Source organism: Amycolatopsis sp. AA4 (genome assembly GCF_002796545.1).
GTDB lineage: Bacteria > Actinomycetota > Actinomycetes > Mycobacteriales > Pseudonocardiaceae > Amycolatopsis.
In genome coordinates, this window is sequence record NZ_CP024894.1 from 2916991 (window position 1) to 2939797 (window position 22807).

Genomic DNA, 22807 nt, shown 5'->3' on the forward strand with positions numbered 1-22807 from the left:
CACGCGGATGGAGTAGTGCTGAGGGGCAGAACCTGGAATTCGTGCGCGGGACTCGTTGGCAGCTGGACCGAAAGTGCGAGAAACCGTGCAGAGCCCAGGGCTTCCGGGCGAACCCGGGAGGCGCGACGAAGACCTGCCGAGTCCCTCTCGGGCGGCCGGTGCGAGGCTCACGCGGCGGTCCACAGCAGGCCGGAGATCGCGGCGGCGTACCGGGGACAGCGTGTCCGGAATCGGCGGGCGAAGAGGCGGATCCGGGGAGAGCTTGGCCAAACGCTGGGAGCACGGTTGCGAGGGCGGGAGTCCCCGATCCCTGCGGCAGCACCAAGCGCGGCTGCATTCGAAGGCCGAGGATCCTCCGCAACGCGCGCAAGATCGCCGACGTGGTGGTCGGGCATGAAGGGCGGCCTGCCCGGTCGTTGACGGAGGGGCACAGCCCTGGTTCTCTGCCGGAGCTTCTGCGGCTTCGACGCCCGCCATCTGCGATTCCCGCTTGTCTCAGGGGCGGGAAGCAACGGGAAGCCGCCAGTGAGAACTCTCGGGCTCGCCGCCGACCCTTCTCGAACAACGCAGCAACGCGTGGGGTTAGTGGGATAGCTGTCGATGAGACCCCAGGATCCGGCAGTGCCGGAGCACTTCAGGCGAGTGAAGGAGAGTTGCCGGTGAGACCCCCAGATCCCACCGGCAATCCCCGAGAACCTCAGTGAAGCGTCGAGCGAGCGGCCCGCCGGTGAGATCCCCGCTGGAAATCGGAGAACCGCGGCAGTGCGTCGAGCAAACAGTCCGCCGTTGAGACCCGGCAATCCCGGAGAACCTCAGTGAAGCGTCGAGCGAGCGGCCCTCCGGTGAGTTCCCCGCCGGAAATCGGAGAACCGCGGCAGTGCGTCGAGCAAACAGTCCGCCGTTGAGACCCGGCAATCCCGGAGCACCTCGGCGAAGCATCGAGCGAGCGTCCCGCCGGTGAGATCCCCGCCGGAAACCAGAGAACTCCAGCAGAACGTCGAGCAAACAGCCCGCCAGTGAGCCCCAAGACCCACCGGCGGGCCCGAGAAACCTCAGCAGAGCGGAGCCACCGGCCCGTCCGAGCCGGTCTTCACATAGGTGTCCGAGATGTAGTGCCCGGGCCCGATCCGGTCCCAGATCTTGCTCGTGCCGAACTTCCCGGTCACCGTGTCCCCGTTGACGTAGCATTCGATGTTCACCTTGGCGTAGTTCGCCGCCAGGCCCTTCACCGACGAGGACGTGTGCGCGCCCGACCGCACGTTCACCGGGTCGCCTGCCGTCTGTACCAGGCCGGTCGCCGCGGCGGAGCCGGTCCACAGGTAGGTGACCTTCACGTTTCCGTTGTCGCCGAGGCCGACACCGGAGCTGAAGGTGCCGTCGGCGAGGTCGATGCCCGCGGGGTTGCCCACTTTGTACCCGAGGTCGTCGCGGCCGCCGTTGTAGCCGTTGTGGTAGGCCGCATATGCCTCGGGCTGGCCTTGGGGCAGGTCTTTGTATTCCGCGCGCACCGAGGACGGGTTCCAGTAATCGTCCTTGGTGTTCCACGGGCCGACGTCCCAGACCGGCGCGTATTCGCAGCGGCTGTTGTCCGTCTTGCACACTCGCACGGTGTAGTTGCCGGTTCCCTTGGGGGACAAGGCCTTTCCTGACGGCAGCGCGACGAAATGGTCGTTGCTAGCGATGACGTGGCCGTTCGCGGTGGTGTGGCCGGCGAGGCCTTCGCGGGTGGCGTAGATGGTGTAGGTGAGCGGGGTGGCCGCGACCAGGGCGTTCGCCTGCGGGGAAAGGGAAGCGGTCAGTTCGACGTCGCGCACGGTGGGGCGGGCGGCGGTGGTGCTGGACAGCGTGATCCTGGTCTGCACGACGCTCACCGCACGCGGCAATGCGGTGCCGGCGGGGGTCCATTCCGTCCAGTCGTCCGCGCCGGAGCGGCCGCGGACGTCGACTTCCACCGAGGTGCCCTGCGGGGCGTCGGCGGAGATGTCGGCGGCTACCCGGTTCACCGGCGCGGGCAGGCGGCGTTCGGCGGAGAGCAGGTAGCCTTCGCTGCCCGCGCCCCGGTCGGCGGGTCTCCACGCGGAGTCTCGCAGCGTGAGCGTGCCGCTGGACACGGCGACGTTGACGTCGTCACTGTCCACTGAGGACAGATCGGCTCGCCAGGCTCCGGAGGCCTCGGCAGCGCTCACCGGCGTCGCGACTGCGGTGACCGCCCCCGCGGCGAGCAGTGCGGCGACCGTGCGCCGGACCGTCACATTCCCGACCACGACGGATCTCCCTTCACTCGTCCGAATCGAACTGCCGGAGTGTCGGAGGGATCCGTACACGATCCATACAACGATCTCGCCCGGTCGTGTACCCGGGGGCGCGCCGTTGACAGCGGGCGGTCACGGATATATCTTTGTTAACAAAGTTAATTTAAGAGCAAAGGAAGTGTGGGATGACCATCCTGGTGACGGGGGCGCGGGGGAATGTCGGGAGCGAGGTCGTCCGGGTGCTTCGCGAGGGCGGGCACGAGGTGCGCGGGTCGGCACGGGACGCGGCCGCGCTGCATTTGCCGGATGCGGTGTCGGTGGATCTCGCGGCGGAAGGCGGGTTCGAGGACGCACTGAGCGGCGTGGAAGCGATCTTCCTGTACCCGACGCGGCCGAACGGGGCGGCGGATTTCCTTGCGGCGGCGCGGAAGGCGGGCGTGTCGTACGTCGTGCTGCTGTCGTCGCCGGACGTCTACGAAGGAGCCGCGGGCAACCCGATCCGGCGGGGGCATTTGCCCGCGGAAGAGGCGGTGGCGGAGTCCGGGTTGCCGTTCACCGTGCTGTATCCGGGCTGGCTGATGGGCAACACCCGGCGCGACTGGGGTGCGGCGATCCGGGCCGGGGAGCCGGTGCGGCTCTTCTCGCCGGAGTCGCAGTTCACGCCGACGGCCGAGGCGGACGTCGCCGCGGTGGCCGCGAAGTTGCTCACGGAGCGTAGCTACCCTGGGCGGATGCTGCCGCTCACCGGACCCGAGTCGATGACGCAGCGTGCGATCGTGGAGACCTTGGCGGAGGAATTGGGTCGCCCGATCGAAGTGGCGACCGAGACGCGGAGTGAGGCGCTGGCGAGGCGTCCGGAGTGGATGCCCGCAGCGGTCCTGGAGCATCTGATGGACGTGGAGGAGGCGTCGGTGGGCCGGGTGGCGCCGGTGAACAACACGGTGGAGCGGTTCGCGGGCCGGGCGACGTCCTTCCGCGAGTGGGCGCGGGCGCACCGGGACGACTTCGCCCCGCGTCCGTAACAGTCCGAAGTGGACAGAAACTACGCGGGCTTCCAGGAAACGGAGGCAGGTCGCGTCTGGGACTCGCCCAGTTCCCGCACCGCGAGCAGCACTTCCTCGGCGGAAACCTCGCTCCCGGCGGGCTGCGGGAAGTGCGCGCCCTGCAGGCTGAAGTAGTCGGCCGGCTCCTCGCCCGCACCGTCCGCGGGCAGGAAAACCTCGCCGTTTTCGTGCCACGCCAGGCTTCCTCGCGTACCGCGCAAACCGGCGACCAGGTACGGAGTCCGCGGCTTTCGCCCGGCGTACAGCCACCAGACGACCCCGGCGTCCGGCCTGGGCGGTTCGGCGGCGCGCAGAGCGGAGAGCACGTCGTCGACGGTCGCCTCGGTGACGTCATACCCGGTCCGGCGACGGGCGTCTTCGATGCTCGCCATGGTGCGCTCCGCTCGTGAAGTGTCCTGATACTACTCGGTGCCGATCGGCGAGCGACCTGTGGAATGGCTGGTGCGGAGCCGGGCCGCGCGCAGCGTCAGATACCGCTGTTCGGCGGTGTTTCCGGTGCGGGCGGCGGCTGCGGTGTAGTGGCGAATCGCCTCCTCTCGTTCGCCGGCCAGTTCCAGCAGATGCGCGCGGGCGGCGGCGAGGCGGTGGTGGTCGGGGAGTCGGTCGTCGAGCCCGGCCAGCATCGCGAGTCCGGCCTCCGGCCCGTGCACCATCGCGGTCGCGATCGCGCGGTTGAGCGTGACGACCGGGTTGCCGGTCAGCGCCTCGATCCGCGTGTACAGCGTGAGGACGCGCGGCCAATCGGTGTCCTCTGCCCGCAACGCGATGTCGTGCGTCGCGGCGATCGCGGCCTGCAGACGGTATTCGCCGATGCCGTCGCGGGTCAGCGCGGCGGTGATCAGCGCGACGCCCTCCCGGATCAGCGAACGGTCCCACCGCGACCGGTCCTGGTCGGCGAGCGGGATGAGGTCGCCGTCCGGTCCGGTGCGGGCCGGACGGCGGGCGTCGGTGAGCAGCATCAGCGCGAGCAGCCCGGCCGCTTCGCCGTCGTCCGGCAGCGCGGCGTGCAACAGCCGGGCCAATCGGATCGCCTCTGCGGACAGCTCGGTCCGGTGCAGGCGGCGGCCTCCGCTGCTCGTGTATCCCTCGTTGAACACGAGGTACAGCACGTGCAGCACGGACCGCAGCCGCGCCTGCCGTTCGTCCGCGGCGGGCATCCGGAACGGCAGGCCGGACTTCTTGATTTTCGCCTTCGCCCGGCTGATCCGTTGCGCCATAGTGGTTTCCGGCACGAGGAACGCGCTGGCGATCTCCGCGGTCGTCAGCCCGCCGACGGCGCGCAGCGTCAACGCGATCGCCGACGCCGAGGTCAGCGACGGGTGCGCGCACAGGAACAACAGCGTCAGCGTGTCGTCCTCGTCCGGCACCTCGGCGCCCGAAGGCTCGGCGGCGACAGTGTCCTCGCGCCGCCGCCGGGCCTGGTCGCTGCGGAAGCTGTCGATGAGCCGCCGGCTGGCCGTCTGCAGCAGCCAGCCGCGCGGATTCTCCGGAATGCCCTCGGCGGGCCAATGCTGCACGGCGGCGAGCAGGGCCTCCTGTGTCGCGTCCTCGGCCGCGCCGAAATCGCCGGACCGGCGCGCGAGGACGGCGAGGACCTGGGGCGCGAGCGTGCGCACCAGGTCCTCCGCCTCGGTGCTCACACCTCCGGCGCGCTCATGACCTGGCGCACCTCGATCGGCACCCGCAGCGGCGCGCCCTCCGGACCCGGTGCGGCCGAGACCCGGGTCGCGATCTCCAGCGCCCGCGCCTCCGATTCGACGTCCACCACCCGGTACCCGGCCAGCAGTTCCTTGCCCTCCGGGAACGGCCCGTCCGTGACGACCGCGCCGCCCTTGCCGTCCGCGACCACGGTCTTCGCCGCCTCCGGACCGGCCAGGCCCTCAGCTTCGACGAGTTCCCCGGCCTCGGTCAGCTCGGCGTTGAGCACGTGCTGGAACTGGATGTGCGCGCGGATGTCCTCCGGAGCCCACTCGGGCAGCGGCACGTCGCAGTCCTCGCCCTGGGCGTAGGTCTGCAGCAGCATGTACTTCGGCATGGCGTTTCCTCCAGTGTCCGGCTCGCCGCTTCCCGGGCGGGCTCACCAAGGGAACGGAACCCGCGCGCCTTCCTCGACACGCACCGCGGACATTTTGCCGGGGAAATGCGCGCAGCGGGTGGCGTGAGTCTCAGTGCCCGGGACGTCCGAATGGTCTAGCAGGTAGGTTGCGGGAAGCAACTCACCTGGAGGGACCCGTGAGCACGACGACCTTCGCCGCGGTTTCGGCGGTCAAGCAGCGGTCGGACACCGAGTTCAGCGTCGACCTCAGCCCGGCGTGGACCATCGGCGGCCGCCCGAACGGCGGCTACCTGCTGGCGACCATCGCGCGCGCCGCGACCGTCGTTTCCGGGCATCCGGACGTGCTCGCCGCCAGCGCGCACTACCTGCGCTCGCCCGAACCGGGACCGGCGGAGATCGAGGTCGAGGTGCTGCGCACCGGCCGCACCGCGACCCAGCTGCGCGGACGGCTGCTCAAGGACGGCGTCCCGCAGGTCGAAGCCTTGCTGACGCTCGGCGTGCTCGGCGAGGCCGAACCGTTCTGGCAGGACGGCGTGCCGCGGCCGGAGTTCGGTCCGTTCCCGGAGGAGCCGTGGGGTCCGGACACGCTGTCGTCCGGCATCCCGATCGCCATCCGCGACGAGATCGACGTGTACTTCGACTGCCCCCTCGCCGACGGGCCCAGCGGCCGCGGCGAACTGCGGGCCCTGCTCGCGCTGCCCGGCGGCGAGCCGTTCGACCCGGTCAGCCTGCTGTTCGCGGTCGACGCCCTGCCTCCGGCGACGCTCGACGTCGCGCCGTCCGGCTGGGTTCCGACGCTCGAACTGACCGCCTATGTGCGGGCGCATCCGGCTCCCGGCCCGGTGCGGGTGCTGCACCGCGCCCACCTGATCGGCGACGGTCGGGTCGACGAGTCCTGTCACGTATGGGACAGCGCCGGAACGCTGGTCGCGCAGGGCACGCAGCTGGCCGGGATCCGGATCGGCTGACTCACTGCCCCGGGTACGGCGGCTGCTGCTGCGGGTAGCCGGGGTATGGGCTGGGGGCGGCCGGGCTCGGGAACGTCGGCGCGGGCGCCGGCGAGTTCATCGACAGCAGCAGATTCTCGACGGTCCGGCGGCGCGCGCCCGCGACGACCGCGACGGCCATGATCTCGAGCGCGAGGCCGAGCACGAACCAGAACAGGTGGTAGCTCGTGAACGACTCGAGGTCGGTCGAGCGGCACGACGTGTAATTCGGCTCGTTGCGCGACACCTCGCACGTCCAGTACGGCTTGGCGATCAGCACCATGATCAGCCCGACCCCGATGCTGACCAGTCCGGCGATCATGAAGAAGACCTGCAGAATCCGCGCGAAGATCGACATGCGCGGAGCGTAGCGGCCCGGTGCCCGACGGGTCAGCGGGTTCCGGCGAGTGCCCCCGTCGTGACCAACCGGTATCCGGTGCGCCCGGAGAACTCCGCCGTCAGCGCGAAGCGGTCGCCGCGCACCAGTGTGTGCCGCCATTCGATCCGTTTGCCCGCGCTCGTTCCCAGGCGTCCGATGGAGAACGCGCCGACGGTTTCGCCGCAGCCGAGCAGGGTGCGTTCGGCCCGCGTCGGCACGACCGCGCGGATCTGCTCCTCGCCGTGGTCGAGCCGGACGCCGGTGCGGCGGTGGAGTTCGCCGTACAGGCTGGTGTGCTGGAAATCCGCGTCCAGCAGCGGCCGCGCGAGGTCGGCGGGCAGCCACACGCGGTCGACGGCGAGCGGGTCATTTCCGGCCAGCCGCACGCGCTCCAGGTACAGCAGGGGAGTGGAGCCCTCCAGTGACAGCCGTTCGGCGACCACCGCGTCCGCGCGGATGTCGAGCCGGCGCACGACGCTGTGCTGGTCGAGCCCGGCCTCCTCGACCGCGGCGAAGAGGCTGTAGAGCGCGCCGAGCGGCTGCTGGATCTCCGCGGCCGCGGCGACGCGGGGCTGGCGGCCGCGTTCGGCGATGAGCGTGCCGTCCGCGCGCAGTTCCCGCAGCGCCTGCCGGACGGTCTGCCTGCTGACGCTGTACTCGTCGGCGAGCGCGAGCTCCCCGGGGAACGCGCTGTCGAATTCCCCGGCGCGGATGCGCACCAGCAGCCGCTGCTGCAACTGCCGCCACAGGGGCTGTCCGCCGGTGCGCACCAGCTCTGCCTCGCCCATGCCGGGAACAGTACCGCTTGCCAAATGTACGGACAGCTCTTAGATTAAATGTACGTACATTAGCGAGGAGGCCAGAGTGCGCACAGGAGTGAACCGGTGACCGGCGCGACGCTCGGAGCGACGCGCGCGACAGCGGCGTGGCGGGCCAAACTCGCCCGCCCGGTGCCGGGGCTCGCGGTCGCGCTGCTGGTCGCGGCGGTGGCCACGGCGGGAGGCAAGCTCGTTCCGGTGGTCGGCGGGCCGGTGCTCGCGATCCTGCTCGGCGCGGTCGCCGGCGCGGTCGTGCCGGGGCTGCGCGGCTGGCGGTTCAGCCCGGGCTACGCGATCGCGTCGCGGCCGGTGCTCCAGCTGTCGATCGTCGTGCTGGGCACGGGACTGTCGATCCAGCAGGTGGTGCACGTCGGCGGGCAGTCGCTGCCGGTGATGCTCGGCACGCTCGCGGTCGCGCTCGGCGGTGCGTGGGTGCTCGGCCGGCTGCTCGGCGTGCGCGGGGACACGCAGACGCTGATCGGCGTCGGCACCGGCATCTGCGGGGCGTCCGCGATCGCGGCGACCAGCGCGGTGCTGAAGCCGAAGGAAGCCAATATCGCTTACGCGCTCGGCACGATCTTCACCTTCAACGTCGCCGCGGTCCTGCTGTTCCCGCCGCTCGGGCACGCGCTCGGGATGTCTCCGCACGCGTTCGGCCTGTGGGCCGGAACCGCGGTGAACGACACGTCCTCCGTCGTCGCGGCCTCCTACGCCTACGGCGGCGACGCCGGCTCGTACGGCCTCGTCGTGAAGCTCACTCGCACGCTCACGCTGATTCCGATCGTGCTGTTCCTCGCCGTGCTCGCCGCGCGCAAGCAGGCCGGCGGCCGGGTTTCCTTGCGCGCCATGCCGTGGCACCGTCTGGTGCCGCCGTTCCTGATCGGCTTCCTGGCCGCCGCCACGGCGGAAAGCGCGGGCTGGATCCCGGCCTCGTGGCACGCGCCGCTCTCGACGCTCGGCACCTTCCTCATCACCATGGCGCTCGCCGGGATCGGCCTGGCGCTCAAGCCGTCCGACCTGCGCAAGGCCGGCCACAAGCCGCTGCTGATGGGGGCCATCCTGTGGATCGCGGTCGCCGCGTCCAGCCTCGGGCTGCAGGCGCTGACCGGCGGGATGTGACGCGCTAGCGCACGCGCGGATTCCGCTTCCGCCGCCTGCGCTCGGCAAGGGCCGCCAGCAGCCGGGGCACCGCTCGGCTGCGGCGCACGAACACCAGGGATTCGCCGCGTGGGGCCGATTCGGTCCCCGCGGCGATTTCGTTCTTCGGGCCGCGCCGGAACTCGCGGAGCCCGGCGGCGAACTCGTCCGGGTCGCCGCCGACGTCCGGGTGGTGGGTGCGCACGAACCGGCGGTAGGCCGCCTTGTCGGCTTCGGACCACGCCCTCCGCTCGTCCACCGCCGTCCTTCCCCGGTTGAGGGTTTCGCTCATCGTTCCTGTTGGAAGTCGTGCTGAACTGCCAACCGGCGGTTCAACGATACAGTTCAAGCACATGACCGAGGAGATCGAACTCGACCTGGCCGAGCTTCGCGCTGTCACGGCTTACGCGGTGGCCTGTGCGGAGCCCGCGCTGCCGATCTTCGAACAAGCCCGCCCCGGCGACCGACGCCCGCACGAGGCGATCGAGGCGGCCCGGGCGTTTGCCCAGGGAGCTAAGCGCAGCAAGGCGATTCGCGACGGTGCCTGGGCGGCGCAGCGGGCGTATCAGGAAGCCCGCGACGCCGGTCAACACGCAGCGAGCGAGGCCGCGCGAGCCGCGGTCGCTGCTGCCGGAGCGGCGTTTCTGCATCCGCTCGCGAAGGCGACGCAGGTGTGGCACATCCTCGGCCCGGCTGGGCACGCGGCGTATGCGTTCGAGCTGGCTGGGCTGGAAGCGCAGCGACCAGCGGCCGATCCGGTGGTGGTCCGGGTGTTGTCGCGGTATCCGGAGGCTCCCGGCGGCCGCGGACGGGCGGGGGAGCTGGTGCGCGAGCTGGATGCCTTGCTGCGCAAGGGCTAGCGGACCCGCTCCACCCGCCGCTCGTCCCAGACCGGTTCCGGGGTTTCGCGCACCACGCCGTCCGAGCCGAAGACCAGATAGCGGTCGAAGGAACGCGCGAACCAGCGGTCGTGGGTGACCGCGAGCACCGTGCCCTCGTACGATTCCAGCCCCTCCTGCAGCGCCTCGGCCGATTCCAGGTCGAGGTTGTCGGTCGGCTCGTCCAGCAGCAGCGCGGTGGTCCCGGCCAGTTCCAGCAACAGGATCTGGAACCGCGCCTGCTGCCCGCCGGACAACCGGTCGAACGCCTGCTCGCCCTGCCGATGGAGTTCGTACCGGCGCAGCGCGGACATCGCCGCGCCGCGGTCGCGCGCGTGTTCCGTCCACAGCACGTCGACCAGCGTGCGGCCGGTCAGTTCCGGACGGGCGTGCGTTTGCGCGAAATGGCCGGGCACGACGCGGGCGCCGGTCTTCCACTCGCCGGTGTGCGCGACGTCGCCGCCCGCGAGCAGCCGCAGGAAGTGCGACTTCCCGGAGCCGTTCGAGCCGAGCACCGCGACGCGCTCGCCGAAGAAGATCTCCAGCGAGAACGGCTTCATCAGGCCGGTGAGTTCGAGGTTCTTGCAGGTCACCGCGCGCACGCCGGTGCGGCCGCCGCGCAGCCGCATCCGGATGTCCTGCGGCCGAGGCGGTTCCGGCGGGGGACCGGCCTCCTCGAACTTCCGCAGCCGGGTCTGCGCCGCCTTGTACCGCGAGGCCATCTCGTCGCTGCGCGCGGCGTACCGCTGCATGTCCTGGACCAGCCGCTTGAGCTGGGCGTGCTTCTCGTCCCAGCGACGGCGCAATTCGTCGTAGCGGGCGAACCGTTCCTGCCGGGCCTCGTGGTAAGTGCGGAAGCTGCCGCCGTGCACCCAGGCGTCCGCGCCGTCGCCGCCGGGTTCGACGCTCACGATCTTGTCCGCCGCTCGCGCGAGCAGCTCGCGGTCGTGCGACACGAACAGGACGGTTTTGCGGGTTTCCTTCAGCCGGGCTTCGAGCCAGCGTTTCCCGGGGACGTCGAGGTAGTTGTCCGGCTCGTCCAGCAGCAGCACCTCGTCCGGCCCGCGCAGCAACGCCTCCAGCACCAGCCGTTTCTGCTCGCCGCCGCTGAGCGTGCGCACGAGCCGCCAGCGCGCGCGGTCGAACGGCACGCCGAGCGCCTCGGTGGTGCACATGTCCCAGACGGTCTCGAACTCGTACCCGCGGGCCTCGGCCCAGTCGCTGAGCGCCTGCGCGTACTGCATTTGCGCGGCCTCGTCGTCGACCTCCAGCAGCCGCTCCTCAGCCGCGTCGACCGCCCGAGCGGCGTCGCGAACCCGTTGCGGGGCAACCGAAACCAGCAGATCGCGCACTGTGCGCTCGTCGCGCACCGACCCGACGAACTGCGCCATCACGCCCAGCCCGCCGGACACCGTGACCGCGCCCTCGTCCGGCTTCAGCTCTCCCGACAGCATGCGCAGCAACGTGGTCTTGCCCGCGCCGTTAGGGCCGACCAGCGCGACGACCGCGCCTTCGCCGACCCGGAACGAGACGTCGCCGAGCAGCGGACGCCCGTCGGGCAGCACGTAGCGCAGATGCGCGGCCTCCAAATGCCCCATGCCCGCGCACTCTACCCAGACCGAGCCGAATCGCCGCACGGTTTTCCGCGGTCCACAGAGGACACAAAAGCGGCGGTGCCGGTCCGAACCGGCACCGCCGCTCTCGGGGTCGCCTTATGCCTTGCGCTGCATGCTTTCCCGGGCCGGGTTCGCCTGCTCGGCCGCCTTCGGGTCCTTCTCGTCCTGCTTCGCGCGCACGCCGGACTCGACGCGGTCGCCGAGGTCCTTGTCCACGTTGTGCCAGTACTCGAAGGCCCGCTTCAGCACCGGTTCGGACACCCCGTTCAGCAGGTGGCCGACGATGTTGTCCACCAGCCGTTCGCGCGCGGCGTCGTCCAGCACCTCGCGCACGAGCGTGCCGGCCTGGCCCCAGTCGTCGTCCTCGGCGTGGTCGACGTAGGCCGAGCGGACCATCTCGCCGTCGGCGTGCCAGCCCGCGGGGGTGCCGTAGCGTTCCGTGTCGGCGCGCGGGCCGCCCTTGGAGTTCGGCGCGTACACCGGGTCGGAGACCTTGGCGTAGCGCATCGCGCCGTCCTTGCTGTAGCTGTGCACCGGCGCGACCGGCGTGTTCACCGGAAGCTGCTTGTAGTTCGCGCCGATCCGGTACCGGTGCGCGTCGGCGTAGGCGAACAGCCGGCCCAGCAGCATCCGGTCCGGGCTCGGGCCGATGCCGGGCACCAGGTTGTTCGGCTCGAACGCGGCCTGCTCGATCTCGGCGTGGTGGTCGGTCGGGTTGCGGTCGAGCGTCATCTTGCCGACCTCGATCAGCGGGTAGTCGCCGTGCGGCCACACCTTCGTCAGGTCGAACGGGTTGAACCGGTAGGTCTTCGCGTCCTCGAACGGCATCACCTGGACGTGCAGCGTCCAGCTCGGGTAGTCGCCGCGCGCGATGGCCTCGAACAGGTCGCGGGTGTGGTAGTCGGTGTCCGCCGCGGCCATCTGGTCGGCCTCGTGCTGGGTGAAGTACTCGATGCCCTGGTCGGTCTTGAAGTGGTACTTGACCCAGAACTTCTCGCCCGCGGCGTTGACCCACATGTAGGTGTGCGAGCTGTAGCCGTTCATGTGCCGCCACGTGCGCGGGATGCCGCGGTCGCCCATCAGCCAGGTGACCTGGTGCGCCGATTCGGGGGACAGCGTCCAGAAGTCCCATTGCATGTCGTGGTCGCGAAGGTTGCTGTCCGCGCGGCGTTTCTGCGAGCGGATGAAGTGCTGGAATTTCAGCGGGTCCTTGATGAAGAACACCGGGGTGTTGTTGCCGACGAGGTCGTAATTGCCCTCGGGCGTGTAGAACTTCAGCGCGAACCCGCGCGGGTCGCGCCAGGTGTCCGGGCTGCCGCGTTCGCCGGCGACGGTCGAGAACCGGGCGGCCATCGGGGTTTTCGCGCCCGGCTGGAACACCGCCGCCTTGGTGAAGCGGCTGACGTCGGCGGTCACCTCGAAGTGCCCGAACGCGCCGCTGCCCTTCGCGTGCGGCTGCCGTTCCGGCACCCGTTCCCGGTTGAACTGCGCCATCTGCTCGATCAGGTAGTGGTCCTGCAGCAGGATCGGGCCGCCCGGGCCGAGAGTGAGCGAATGCTCGTCGCTCTCGGCCGGGATCCCGGCGTCCGTGGTGGTCGCCGGGGGTTTCGGTTCTTCGGTCATCTCGCGAGCTCCTCGTGGTGGTCGGAAACGCCGGAGCAGTTCGGGCACAGGCCCCAGAAGACGATTTCGGCCTCGTCGACGGCGAACCCGTGCCGGTCGTGCGGCGTGAGGCAGGGGGCCTCGCCGCGGACGCAGTCGACGTCCTCGGCCCGGCCGCAGCGCCGGCACACGACGTGGTGATGGTTGTCGCCGGTCCGCCGTTCGAACCGCGCCGGATGGCCGGACAGCTCGATCCGGCGGACGAGACCCGCGTCGCCGCACGCGGCGAGCACGTCGTAGACCGCCTGGATCGACACGCTGCCCAGGCTTTCGCGCACGCCCGCCGCGATCGCCTCGACCGTCGCGTGCGGGTGCTCGCCGAGCCAGCCGAGCACGGCTTGCCGCGGCTTGGTGACGCGCAGGCCCGCGGCCCGCAGGGTCGCCGCCGAGTCCGGCATCGGAGTCCTCCCCGGGATCTGGAACCGCTCCAGTTCCGCCGGTTACCCGGTCTCCGCGCCGCTCACACCTGGGTGTCACCCACGCGTCGGAGGAGTTCGGCGAGATGCGTGCGGAGGATGGCGACGCATTCCTCCGGCGAGGTGAGTTCCGGTTGCAGCACGGCGCGGAACGCGATCCCGTCCAGAAGGGCGGCCAGCCGGGGGGCTTCGACGTCCGGGTCCTTCGGCTCGAACCGGCCGCTGCGGGCCTGGGCGTCGAGGAGGCGCCGCGCCAGCGTCACGGTGCCCTGGACCGCTTCCCGGGCCAGGTCGTCCAGGCCCGGATCGGCGCGCGCGGCCAGGAGGAATTCGACCAGCACGGTCACCTCGGTGCGCCGCCGCTCGTCCAGCGGCAGCAGTTCGGAGAGGAACTCGGCGAGCTGGTCGACGGCCTCGTCCGGCGACAGTTCCGAGAGCGAACCGATCTTCTCCCGGCGCTCGACGAGCCGCGCGGTCGTCCGGTCGATCGTGGTGCGCATCGCGAACCGCATCAGCTCGTGCTGGCTGTCGAAGTAATGCCGCACCGAGCCGATGTTCAGGCCCGCCTCCGCGGCTACCGCGCGCAGCGAGACCGCGTGCAATCCGCCCTTCGCAGCCAGCCGCAACACCGCGTCGGCGATGTGCGCCCGCCGCTCTTCCCCGTCCACCACTCTAGGCACTGGACTTTTATATCACAGCCGTGATAGAACCGTTTTGTATCACAGGTGTGACAGAAAGGGGTGCGCCGTGGAGACGGTGCTGAACATCCTGCTGATCCGGTTCGGCATCATCGCCGCGATCGTCGTGGTGGTCGGGCTGGCCGGGTTCGCGCTGATCGTTTCGCTGCGGCGGCGGGGCAAGGGCGAGCGCGTCCGGGAAGGCGCGGCGATGCTGGCGAAATCCGCAGCGAAGGCGATGGACCGGCGCGACGCGCGGGGAATGCGCGGGCGGGTCGGCGGCGAGGTCGTGCGCCAGGCCGCGCGGTGGCTGGACGAGGACCCGGGTCGGAAGCGGTCCGGCCGGTGAACGCGGCGCTGCTCGCCGACGGGGACGAGATGCTGCGGCACCTCGTGCACGATCTGTTCGTGAAGGGGCTGATCGTGCTGGGGGCGGTGCTGGTGGCTGTTGTCGGGATCGTGGTGATCTGGAAGAAAGTGGGGCGCTGAGCGCGGTTGCGCCGCCATTCGGCGGGGTGCCGAGGCGGGGTACGCGACACGTGGCGGTGCCTGCCGGGGCCGGGATTTCGGCACGATGGGGTCTTCACCTGGAAGACGGAGGCCGTCGATGAGTTATCCGTTCGATCCCGAAATCGCCGCCGCGATCCCGATGCTGCCCGAGTTCGACTTCCTCGACGTCGAAGCCTGCCGGGCGGGCATGGCCGAACTGGTCGCCTCGATGCAAGGCGACGTGGACGAATCCGGCGTGCGCACGCGCGACGAGTCCGTGCCCGGCCCCGAGGGCGCGCCGGATGTGCCGATTCGCATTTACACTCCCGACCGCGTCGCGACGAAGGCGTTGGTCTTCGACATCCACGGCGGCGGTTTCGCGCTCGGCGACCTGCAGATCGACCACGCGGCCAACGTCGAGCTGGCGAGGGATCTCGGGGTGGTGATCGTGTCGGTCGAGTACCGGCTCGCCCCGGAGAACCCGTATCCCGCCGGGCTGGAGGACTGCTACGCGGCGCTCGAATGGTCGGTCAAGCACGCGGACGAACTGGGGGTCGACCCGGAAAAGGTGGTGCTGTACGGCGTGAGCGCGGGCGGCGGGCTGGCCGCGGCGCTGGCGTTGCTGGCCCGCGACCGGGGCGGCCCGGCGATCGCGTTCCAGTTCCTCGCCGTGCCGGAACTGGACGACCGCCTGGAGAGCGGCAGCATGCGCCGGTTCGCGGACACTCCGATGTGGCACCTGCGGGCGGCCGAGGCGAGCTGGGACTACTACCTCGGCGGCCCGGGCCGCCGCGGCGGTTCGGACGTCTCGATTTACGCGGCGCCGGCCCGGGCGACTGATCTCTCGGGCTTGCCGCCCGCGTACGTGTCGGTGATGGAGTTCGACCCGTTGCGCGACGAGGGAATCGCTTACGCACAAGCCCTTTTGGCGGCGGGCGTGCCTACGGAACTGCATTTGTTCCCGGGAACTTTCCACGGCTCCGCGTCGATCCGGCACGCGACGGTGAGCCGGCGGGAAGCCGCGGAACGCCGGGCGGTGCTGGCTCGGGTGGTGGGGGTCGAGGAGGCCTGAGACCGGGCGGTCGTTTCGGCTTGCCGGGGTTGCGGCCGGAATCGCCTGTGTCAGGTTGATTCCGGCGCGCTTCCACAACTCCCGTTCGCTGTGGACAGCTCGGCTGACGGCGGCGGAGTTGTCGGTGGAGGCCGATAGAGTGGAAAACGGGGGCGCCCCCGCGCCCGTCAAGCAGACTCCGCCAATCGCCGGGCCACCAACGCCAGCCGCGCCCGGAAACGTCCTGCCGGGTCGTCCAGCGACCATCCCAGCGCGTCCTCCACGTGCGCCAGCCGCGCCGCCACCGAGCTGTGGTGCCGGTGCAGCGCGACCGCCGCTTGGCGCAGGGAACCGGTGCGGCAGAAGGCTTCCAGCGTTTCGAGATCACCGCTCGCGGCGAGCGCGTTCAACGCCAGCACGTCCGGCTGCGCGCGCAATTGCTCCACTGGGAGCTCCGCCAGCAACGTCACCGCGCCGAGGTCCTCGTGCACGACCAACGGCCTCGACTTCGCCGCGAACCGGGTGGCCAGGCGGGCTTGCAGCCACGAGGTCCGAGCCGCCAGACCGTCGACCGCGTCGCCGACGCCGATCCGGACGGCATCCGGAAGGGTGCGGCCCCGCAGCGCCAACGTCTCGCTCAGCGTCGGAACGACCGAATCCGGGCCCTCCCGCGGCTGCAACACCACCGCGGCCACCCCGCCGACCACCGCGACCCGCGCACCGAGCGGCTTGCCGCGGGCGACGAGCGCGACTGCGTCCGCCCCGGCGTCCCGACCGGCCCCCGAAGCGACCGCCACCACCCGCAACGGGCGTGCGGTGTCCAGGCCGAGCAGGGTCAATGCCCGCGTGCGGTCCTCGTCCGCTGCCTGCTCGCCCAGCACAGTTCGACCAGCGCCGGATCGGCGAGATGCGGTGCGGCGGAGGGCGGCGGTTCGACCGGATTGAGCACCTTCGCCGAGATCGCGAGCCGTTCGAGCACCAGGTCGTCGAGCGGGCCCGGCTCGCCCGCGCGTTCCAGCCAGACCCGCCCGGCGCCGTCGAGGTCCGCCACGACCGCGCCGGGCGGCGTCGGGCCGTCGCCGCCGGGTTCGCCGGTCGGCCGGTACCGAAGCACGGTTCCGTCGGCATGGCGAATCCCGGCGACGCATTCCGCGAGAAAAGCCGTGGCGCGCAGCAGATCCGGCAGCGTCGCCCGGCGCGCGATCAGCTCGTCGAAATACGCGATGACGCGCACCGCCGTTTCCGCGCCGGAATCGACCGCCGACAACCGCAGCAGCAAGCCCTTCACGGCTTCCAGCCTACCGCCAGTCTCATGTGGACAGTCCGGCCAGCGGATGCAGCTCCTCCCACCGCGGGACGCGCGGCGGGAAGCGCAGCGTCAGCCCGGCTTCCGCGGGCGTGCGGTCGGCCTTGCGCGCGTTGCAGCTGCGCGCCGACCCTCCGCAGGCCGCGACGGTGTTGAGCCAGCTCGTGCGCGCGCCGCCGCGCGAAACCGGCGTGATGTGGTCGACCGTGGTGGCCTTGCGTCCGCAGTAGGCGCACGTGTGCCGGTCGCGCCGCAGGACGCCGGAACGCGACCAGCGCGGCGGTCCGGAATAGCGCCACTTCATCACGACGTAGCGCAGCAGCCGCACCACCTTCGGCCGCGGGAAGACGCCGAGGTCCGGCCCGTCGCTTTCGTGGACGACCGCGACCTGGCGGACCAGCATCCGGATGGCATGGGGGAGCGAGACGGTGTGCAGGGGCTCGTAGCCGGCGTTGAGAACCAGGACTCCCATGGCGACGGGCACCTCCTTTCGGCAAGTCGTTACGGGCCGTGAACGCAAAAGCCGCCCGGCCGGCAGTCCGGCGGGCGGCTCCTCGCTCACGGTGTGGCGGGCCACGTCATGGCGCGGAGCCGGGAATGCCCGACAGGGGCATGCATTCGGTGCGACGCGGCATTCCGTGGATCCTTTCGTGGCTCGATGGCTTCTTCGTCGTCTTCATCATTGTCGCCCCGCGCCGCCGCGTCAACGGAAAATGATCGCTCCCGGTTTCAAGATCCACAGTGGACTATCGCGGGCGCGCGGAAACGGTTTCCCGCTTCGGCGGGGTGCGGTAAAGCTCGCCCAGCAAGGCCACCGCGGCGTGCGTGGCCGGATGCGGATCGTGGGCGCGCCAGGCGAGCTGCACCGGCACCGGCGGGGCGTCGCGGACCCGGCGGTACACAATTCCGTCGCGGCGATATTGCGTCACTGTCGAATGCGGCGTGACGCCGACGCAGCGGCCGGTGGTGATGGTGGCGAGCCAGTCGTCGACATCGTGCGTCGGCTCGATCCGCGGGCGCGCTTCCGGCGGCCACAACTCGGCGGAAGTGGTGCCAGTGCGCGGATCGACCACCAGCAGCCGCGACGCGAGATCGGCGAGCGTGACGGTGCGGCGGCGGACGAGCGGGTCGTCGATAGCCATTGCGCAGTAGCGGTCCTCGTGGCCGACCGTCGCGTGCGCGAACTTGCCCGACGGTATTTGATGCCGCACCACGGCCAGATCGACGAGCCCTTCCGCCAGCCCGGCGGTCGCGGTGTTGGCGCGCACCAGCAGGAGTTCGACGTCCGGGTACCGCGCGGCCCACCGACGCTGGAACTCCGCGGTGTGCCTGCCCATGGCCGACCACGCGTGGCCGATGCGCAGCCGCGTGTGCCCGGTCGTCGCTTCGCGAACGAGATCGTCGGCCTCGGCGAGCAGATGCCGGGCACGGGCGAGGACCTGGACGCCAGCGGTCGTCGGCTCGAGGCTCCGGCTGGTGCGGTGGAGCAGTTGCACGCCGAGAACCCGTTCCAGCGACGCCAGATTCCGGGAGACGGCCGCCTGGGAGACGCCGAGTTCGAGCGCGGCGTCGGTGAACGAGCCCGCGTCCACGATCGTCACGAGGCAGCGCAGCTGACGCAGCTCCAGATCCATGCGTCCAGCGTATCGCTGATGCGGTCAATGCATTTTGCGCATGGATCGGCCGGACGCATGCTCGACCGCATGGCGACTACGGAACTGGCTTCGCGAACTCGCGACAACGCCCGGGCGACCGGTGCCGCGATGCTGCTCGGAAGCGCCCTGTCGAACCAGGTCGGCGCGGCGACCGCGGCGCTCGCCTTCCCGGTGCTCGGCCCGCCGGGCGTGGTGGCGGTTCGCCAGTGGGTCGCGGCGGTGGTGCTGCTGGCGGTCGGACGGCCGCGGCTGCGGACCTTCACCGCGCGCCAGTGGTGGCCGGTGCTCGGCCTGGCCGCCGTGTTCGCGACGATGAACCTCTCGCTCTACACCGCGATCGACCGGATCGGCCTCGGACTGGCCGTGACGCTCGAATTCCTCGGCCCGCTGGCGATCGCGCTGGCCGGTTCGCGGCGGAGGACGGACCTGGGGTGCGCGGTGGCCGCCGCGGTCGCGGTCGGCGCGCTGATGCGGCCGCAGCCGAGCACCGACTACCTCGGGATCGGGCTCGCGCTGGTCGCCGCGCTGTGCTGGGCCTGCTACATCCTGCTGAACCGGACCGTCGGCCGCCGCTTGCCCGGGGCCGCGGGTTCGGCCGCCGCGGCCGGGGTGTCCGGTCTGCTGTACGTGCCGATCGGGGTGTTCGCGATGCTGCAGCACCCGCCGACGCCCGGTGCCCTGGTCGCTGCGCTTACCGCTGGCCTGTTGTCGTCGGCGGTGCCGTTTCTCGTCGACCTGGTGGCGTTGCGGCGGGTGCCGGCGCAGTTCTTCGGGGCGTTCATGAGCGTCAACCCGGTGATGGCCGCGCTCGTCGGGCTCGTGGTGCTGGACCAGCGGCTGGACGTCGTCGCGTGGGCGGCGATCGGCGTGATCGTGGCGGCGAACACGGCGGCGGTGCTGCGGCGGGCCGCGTAATTGTCGGTGGGGCGGGATAACGTAGGCGGCGTTGGCAAGTCGTGGCTAGTCGTTGGCAGGGAGGTGTGGGCATGGTGCGGATCGCGGATCAGGAGTGGCCGTCGACGGTCGTGCCCGCCGACGCGCGCGAACGCGCCCAGGCGACCGGGGTGCTGGTCCGCCGCATGGGCTGGGTGTCCGAGCGGCTGACCCGGGAAGAACGCGACGACGTCGAGCGGCAGCTGGAGTTCTGGTACTCCAACGGGTACTGCCCGGACGCGCTGCTGATCGCGATGAGCGCGCTGCCGGACGGCACGCGGCAGCGGCCGCGCCGGGCGGGCGAGAAACCGGGCGACTTCCTGCGCTCGCGGATGAAGGCCTGGTTCGCCGACGAGTCCGCCGCGGACCTGACCGAGGTGCGCGAGCCGCCGCGGCGCGGGCAGACCTTCGAGGCTTGGCTCGCGAACCGGCGCAAGCAGGCCGCCGACGAGGGCACGTACCGACGGCGTTCCCGGCTGACCGACGCGGGGGAGCGGGCGAGGGCCGAGGCTCGTTCGATCGCGTCGTCCCGGCGGAAGGATCCGCTCGCGCGCGTGCGCGAGAGCGAACGCCGGCGGGCCGCGGCTTTGGAGAGCCTGCGGGTGGTCGGCGAGGCAGTCGAGATGCCCCCGCCGCCAGCCGAGACGCGGGCGACGCCGCGGATGGTCGCGTCGTTCGCCGGACGGCAGGCGTTGGCCGCGCATTCGCCGCAGGTGCGCCGGATCGTGGAGCGGTTGCGGGCGGAGAAGCGAGGCCCGTCGGCGGCGGAGCTGGCGGTGCTGCGGAACGCGGTCCGGGACGCGCACCACAGCGCCGGGCTGGGCACGCTGGAAGCGGCGAGCGCGGAGGTCAACGACGTCGAATCGCTGACGCCGGACGGCCAGCGGATCAAGGACTTCCTCGCGCGCGCCGCGGACGACCGGCTGCCGCTCGACGCGACCGTGCGGTTGCTTCACTCGATGCGGTGAGCCGTGCGTGTCGGGTCACCCGCGGCGGGGAGGGTGCTTCCAGACTCGCCCGGTGACGAACACGTCGATGGACGATGCCGGACGCTGTCTGCTTTCGGTGGCGTGGAACATCCGGACCGGCGGCCCGCGGGCGGACCCCCGGGCGGACGAGGTGCGGGGCCGGTTGCGGACGGTGTGCCGGGAACTGGGGCACGCGGCTTGCCGGTTCGCGGCGGCGGAGGTCGGTGGGGATCCGGTGCCGTTGCTGCGGTTGGCGGATCGGGCTTATGAGGTGGATACGTTGCTGCTGCTGGTGGGGACGTCGTTGATTCCGGATCCGGGGCGGGATGCGCGGTGGTGGGGGGAGATCGAGCGGTTGATGGGCGAGGTGGACGGGATGGTTGCCGGGGCTTCGGCTGTGTTGGGTGGGGTTTTGGTGTGAGTCGGCTCGTCGCCTGGCGGCGACATTGCCGTTTTTGATGGTTGCTTGGGCACCCCGATTTTTGAGTGTGACTACGGCGCTGGGGTGCTTGTCAAGGCGGGAAAGATGCCTTGACAAGCACCCCAGCGCCGTGTTTTCGGCTGTGTATCGGGGGCGGGGGAGTGTGGGTGCCTGGATGGGTTGGGTGCGGAGGCTGCGGGTTTCTTGGGGACGCAGGGTGGGGGTTGCTGGGTTAGGGGTCGGCGGCGCGGTCGGTGCGCGGGGGCTTGGCGCGTTGGGGTGGGGTGCGCGGGGTGCCTGCCGCGACGGGCCGGGTGCGGGATGGCTTTCCCTGGAGAGAAGCGTGCTTCGCGTCGCGTACGGGAGCCGCCGCAGCGAACTCGGCGGGTGGCCTCTGCGCGTGTGCTCGCCAACCGGGCAATCCGCGACTGAGAGAACTCCAATGGGGCATTGGGTGCGTGGGATGCACCCAATGCCACATTGGGTGCATCGCGGAGGGCGAGGGTTGAGCACGGCTCCGCGTGCGAGAACTGCGGAGGACTCTTTGCCGGAACCTGCGTCAGTGAAGGGACCCCTCACGGGCTGCGGAAGGTCGTGAGGGGAACCCTGACGGAATCAGAGTCCGTGAAGGTGGCCCTCACGGACTTCTAGCCAGGCGCGGTTGCCTCGCGAGAGCCGGTGCAGTCAAAGGGAAGCGGCCGAGGGCGGGCGGCTTCACCGCATTCGGAACCTGTACGAGCGTCGGGTCAGGGGCGCTGGCGTACTCCGGCCAGGACTGCGCTCACGCTCGGCAGCCACCGCTGCCTCGGGTCCGGCGCGGTCAGCCATTCCGGGCCCAATCCGGGGGCCTGCTGACCGGTCGGCAGGGGGAGGAGCGCGCCGCTGTCCAGGACGGTGACGTCTGCCGGCAGGGTGCCTCGCAGGAGGAGTTCGCCGTCGGTTTCGGCGAGGATTGCCAGGCGCGGGCCGTGCTGGGTCGGGAGGATCAGGGACGGGCCTTCGCAGCCCAGGGCGGACAGGTGGTGGCGCACGGGGCCCGAGGTGAGTTTCGGGAGGGTGACCGCGCACAGGCCGTTTTCCAGGGCGAGGAACAGCCGCGCGCCTTGCCGTCGGACGGACCAGCCGAACACCCCGCCGTAGTACGCGTCTGCCGGGTCTGGGCCGGTGTGGTGGTCGGGCCGCAGTTGCTGGTCGAGAGTCATCGTCGACGCCTTCCGCTCGCAAGGGGGTGCCGACCCATGCTAACGGCACTCAGTGCCACTAGCAAGCCGGGCTGCTACCGTTCCGGGAATGACCGAGACGCCGCGCACCCGGGTCGGGGCCACGCCGGCCGGGCGGCGGCAGTTGCGTCGCGCGCTCGCCACGGCGGCCGTGGACCTGTTCGCCGCCAACGGGTACGAGGCGACGACCATCGACGACATCGCCGCGGCGGCGGGCGTCGGGCGGCGGACGTTTTTCCGGTACTTCGACAGCAAGGACGACGTTCTCTTCGCCAACCACGACGAGATCGTCGCCGAGATGGAGCAGGTCTTCCAGACCGCCGACCCGGCGCGCGACCCGATCGAGGTGGCGACCGCGGCGGTGTCGCTCGTGCTGGAGTCCTACGCCGCGGAGCTGGACGTCTCGCTCAAGCGGTTCACCCTCACCCGCACGGTGCCGTCGTTGCGGGACAAGGAAGTCGCGACCGTCGACCGGTACCAGCGCGTTCTCGCTCGCTACCTCCAGGACCGCTTCGCCGCTGCTGGCGACGAGGCGGCGACGCTCCGTGCCGCAGTGGCCGCGGCGGCGATCGCGGCGGCCAACAACCACGTCCTGCGCCGCTGGCTCCGCAGCGGCGGCCGCGACGACATCGAGGCCGCGGCGACGGAGGCGTTCACCCTGGTCGCGGACGCGTTCCGGACGTCCGGCGGCAAGCCATCGGCCGACGCGGAGCCGGGCACGGTGGTGGCGGTGCTCAGCACTGCGACGCCGTTGCACGAGGTCGTGACCCGGATCGGCGCTGCGCTGCGGGAGGCCGAGTCCCGGTGAGGTGCTTGCCGATCG

The 22807-nt window shown here is 71.1% G+C and carries 27 protein-coding genes; 11 read left to right on the forward strand and 16 right to left on the reverse strand.

What is annotated here, in order from left to right; translation table 11 throughout:
* Window positions 1–1052: 1052 nt before the first annotated feature.
* Window positions 1053–2264: a hypothetical protein gene (locus CU254_RS13735; protein WP_037713562.1), complete on the reverse strand. Its 1212-nt coding sequence runs from the start codon at window positions 2262–2264 to the stop codon at window positions 1053–1055.
* Between the two features lie 173 nt (window positions 2265–2437).
* Between CU254_RS13735 and CU254_RS13740 the strand changes: the two genes are divergently transcribed.
* On the forward strand, window positions 2438–3274 hold the full coding sequence (locus CU254_RS13740) for an SDR family oxidoreductase (RefSeq protein WP_009076614.1): 837 nt from the start codon (window positions 2438–2440) through the stop codon (window positions 3272–3274).
* Between the two features lie 20 nt (window positions 3275–3294).
* Here the strand turns inward: CU254_RS13740 and CU254_RS13745 are convergent, their stop codons facing one another.
* From CU254_RS13745 to CU254_RS13755, 3 genes are read right to left on the reverse strand one after another with little or no spacing between them, the layout of a single operon-like run.
* On the reverse strand, window positions 3295–3687 hold the full coding sequence (locus CU254_RS13745; protein ID WP_009076616.1) for an Imm1 family immunity protein: 393 nt from the start codon (window positions 3685–3687) through the stop codon (window positions 3295–3297).
* Between the two features lie 30 nt (window positions 3688–3717).
* The gene (locus CU254_RS13750) at window positions 3718–4956 is read right to left on the reverse strand and encodes an RNA polymerase sigma factor (RefSeq protein WP_009076618.1); all 1239 of its coding nucleotides are present in this window, start codon (window positions 4954–4956) and stop codon (window positions 3718–3720) included.
* Window positions 4953–5351 carry a YciI family protein gene (locus CU254_RS13755; protein ID WP_009076620.1) on the reverse strand — a complete coding sequence of 133 codons (399 nt, stop codon included), beginning with the start codon at window positions 5349–5351 and terminating at the stop codon, window positions 4953–4955. Before CU254_RS13755 ends, CU254_RS13750 begins: the two co-directional genes overlap by 4 nt.
* A gap of 197 nt (window positions 5352–5548) precedes the next feature.
* Between CU254_RS13755 and CU254_RS13760 the strand changes: the two genes are divergently transcribed.
* Window positions 5549–6340 (forward strand): thioesterase family protein, encoded by a 792-nt coding sequence (locus CU254_RS13760; RefSeq protein ID WP_009076622.1) that lies wholly within the window; start codon window positions 5549–5551, stop codon window positions 6338–6340.
* Window position 6341: 1 nt separating this feature from the next.
* Here CU254_RS13760 and CU254_RS13765 read toward each other — a convergent pair whose 3' ends face one another.
* Both CU254_RS13765 and CU254_RS13770 read right to left on the reverse strand, forming a co-directional pair.
* Window positions 6342–6716, reverse strand: a complete 375-nt coding sequence (locus CU254_RS13765) for a hypothetical protein (protein WP_009076624.1) — start codon at window positions 6714–6716, stop codon at window positions 6342–6344.
* A 32-nt stretch (window positions 6717–6748) separates the two neighbouring features.
* Window positions 6749–7525, reverse strand: a complete 777-nt coding sequence (locus CU254_RS13770) for a GntR family transcriptional regulator (RefSeq protein ID WP_009076626.1) — start codon at window positions 7523–7525, stop codon at window positions 6749–6751.
* Window positions 7526–7621: 96 nt separating this feature from the next.
* Between CU254_RS13770 and CU254_RS13775 the strand changes: the two genes are divergently transcribed.
* Window positions 7622–8674, forward strand: a complete 1053-nt coding sequence (locus tag CU254_RS13775; RefSeq protein ID WP_050788170.1) for a YeiH family protein — start codon at window positions 7622–7624, stop codon at window positions 8672–8674.
* Window positions 8675–8678: 4 nt separating this feature from the next.
* Here CU254_RS13775 and CU254_RS13780 read toward each other — a convergent pair whose 3' ends face one another.
* Complete coding sequence (locus CU254_RS13780; protein WP_050788171.1) at window positions 8679–8984, reverse strand: hypothetical protein; 306 nt, start codon at window positions 8982–8984, stop codon at window positions 8679–8681.
* Window positions 8985–9045: 61 nt separating this feature from the next.
* Here CU254_RS13780 and CU254_RS13785 point away from each other — a divergent pair, with 61 nt between their 5' ends.
* Entirely contained in the window at window positions 9046–9552 is a 507-nt protein-coding gene (locus CU254_RS13785) for a putative immunity protein (RefSeq protein ID WP_009076629.1), read from the forward strand.
* On the opposite strand, the gene CU254_RS13790 is transcribed toward CU254_RS13785, so the two are convergent.
* The 4 genes from CU254_RS13790 to CU254_RS13805 form a co-directional block, all read right to left on the reverse strand.
* Window positions 9549–11168, reverse strand: coding sequence for an ABC-F family ATP-binding cassette domain-containing protein (locus tag CU254_RS13790; protein WP_009076631.1), 1620 nt, complete (start codon window positions 11166–11168; stop codon window positions 9549–9551). The genes CU254_RS13785 and CU254_RS13790 overlap by 4 nt on opposite strands.
* Window positions 11169–11282: 114 nt before the next feature.
* Window positions 11283–12809, reverse strand: a complete 1527-nt coding sequence (locus CU254_RS13795) for a catalase (protein ID WP_009076632.1) — start codon at window positions 12807–12809, stop codon at window positions 11283–11285.
* On the reverse strand, window positions 12806–13246 hold the full coding sequence (locus CU254_RS13800) for a Fur family transcriptional regulator (protein WP_009076633.1): 441 nt from the start codon (window positions 13244–13246) through the stop codon (window positions 12806–12808). Before CU254_RS13800 ends, CU254_RS13795 begins: the two co-directional genes overlap by 4 nt.
* 62 nt (window positions 13247–13308) lie before the next feature.
* On the reverse strand, window positions 13309–13944 hold the full coding sequence (locus CU254_RS13805; protein ID WP_037713565.1) for a TetR/AcrR family transcriptional regulator: 636 nt from the start codon (window positions 13942–13944) through the stop codon (window positions 13309–13311).
* 67 nt (window positions 13945–14011) lie between these two features.
* Here CU254_RS13805 and CU254_RS13810 point away from each other — a divergent pair, with 67 nt between their 5' ends.
* From CU254_RS13810 to CU254_RS13815, 3 genes are all read left to right on the forward strand, one after another.
* Entirely contained in the window at window positions 14012–14290 is a 279-nt protein-coding gene (locus CU254_RS13810) for a hypothetical protein (protein ID WP_037713567.1), read from the forward strand.
* Window positions 14287–14430 (forward strand): hypothetical protein, encoded by a 144-nt coding sequence (locus CU254_RS43635; RefSeq protein ID WP_199785901.1) that lies wholly within the window; start codon window positions 14287–14289, stop codon window positions 14428–14430. The genes CU254_RS13810 and CU254_RS43635 overlap by 4 nt, the downstream gene beginning before the upstream one ends.
* A gap of 118 nt (window positions 14431–14548) precedes the next feature.
* Window positions 14549–15502: an alpha/beta hydrolase gene (locus CU254_RS13815; RefSeq protein ID WP_037713569.1), complete on the forward strand. Its 954-nt coding sequence runs from the start codon at window positions 14549–14551 to the stop codon at window positions 15500–15502.
* Between the two features lie 167 nt (window positions 15503–15669).
* On the opposite strand, the gene CU254_RS44100 is transcribed toward CU254_RS13815, so the two are convergent.
* The 4 genes from CU254_RS44100 to CU254_RS13830 all read right to left on the reverse strand — a co-directional run bounded on the left by CU254_RS44100 (window position 15670) and on the right by CU254_RS13830 (window position 18421).
* On the reverse strand, window positions 15670–16362 hold the full coding sequence (locus tag CU254_RS44100) for a helix-turn-helix domain-containing protein (protein ID WP_050788172.1): 693 nt from the start codon (window positions 16360–16362) through the stop codon (window positions 15670–15672).
* Window positions 16317–16769: a hypothetical protein gene (locus tag CU254_RS44105; protein ID WP_050788173.1), complete on the reverse strand. Its 453-nt coding sequence runs from the start codon at window positions 16767–16769 to the stop codon at window positions 16317–16319. The genes CU254_RS44100 and CU254_RS44105 overlap by 46 nt, the downstream gene beginning before the upstream one ends.
* 22 nt (window positions 16770–16791) lie before the next feature.
* Window positions 16792–17259, reverse strand: coding sequence for an HNH endonuclease (locus CU254_RS13825; protein ID WP_037713571.1), 468 nt, complete (start codon window positions 17257–17259; stop codon window positions 16792–16794).
* A gap of 274 nt (window positions 17260–17533) precedes the next feature.
* A complete protein-coding gene (locus tag CU254_RS13830; RefSeq protein ID WP_009076640.1) occupies window positions 17534–18421 on the reverse strand; it encodes a LysR family transcriptional regulator in 888 nt (295 codons plus the stop codon).
* A 69-nt stretch (window positions 18422–18490) separates the two neighbouring features.
* Between CU254_RS13830 and CU254_RS13835 the strand changes: the two genes are divergently transcribed.
* The 3 genes from CU254_RS13835 (at window position 18491) to CU254_RS13845 (ending at window position 20764) form a co-directional block, all read left to right on the forward strand.
* Window positions 18491–19357, forward strand: a complete 867-nt coding sequence (locus tag CU254_RS13835) for a DMT family transporter (RefSeq protein ID WP_100267056.1) — start codon at window positions 18491–18493, stop codon at window positions 19355–19357.
* 71 nt (window positions 19358–19428) lie between these two features.
* On the forward strand, window positions 19429–20343 hold the full coding sequence (locus CU254_RS13840; RefSeq protein ID WP_199785902.1) for a hypothetical protein: 915 nt from the start codon (window positions 19429–19431) through the stop codon (window positions 20341–20343).
* A gap of 52 nt (window positions 20344–20395) precedes the next feature.
* Window positions 20396–20764, forward strand: a complete 369-nt coding sequence (locus CU254_RS13845) for a hypothetical protein (protein WP_199785903.1) — start codon at window positions 20396–20398, stop codon at window positions 20762–20764.
* A 746-nt stretch (window positions 20765–21510) separates the two neighbouring features.
* Here the strand turns inward: CU254_RS13845 and CU254_RS13850 are convergent.
* Window positions 21511–21966, reverse strand: coding sequence for a hypothetical protein (locus tag CU254_RS13850; RefSeq protein ID WP_009076646.1), 456 nt, complete (start codon window positions 21964–21966; stop codon window positions 21511–21513).
* 88 nt (window positions 21967–22054) lie between these two features.
* Here CU254_RS13850 and CU254_RS13855 point away from each other — a divergent pair, with 88 nt between their 5' ends.
* Entirely contained in the window at window positions 22055–22792 is a 738-nt protein-coding gene (locus CU254_RS13855) for a TetR family transcriptional regulator (RefSeq protein ID WP_037713578.1), read from the forward strand.
* The last annotated feature ends 15 nt before the right edge of the window (window positions 22793–22807 follow it).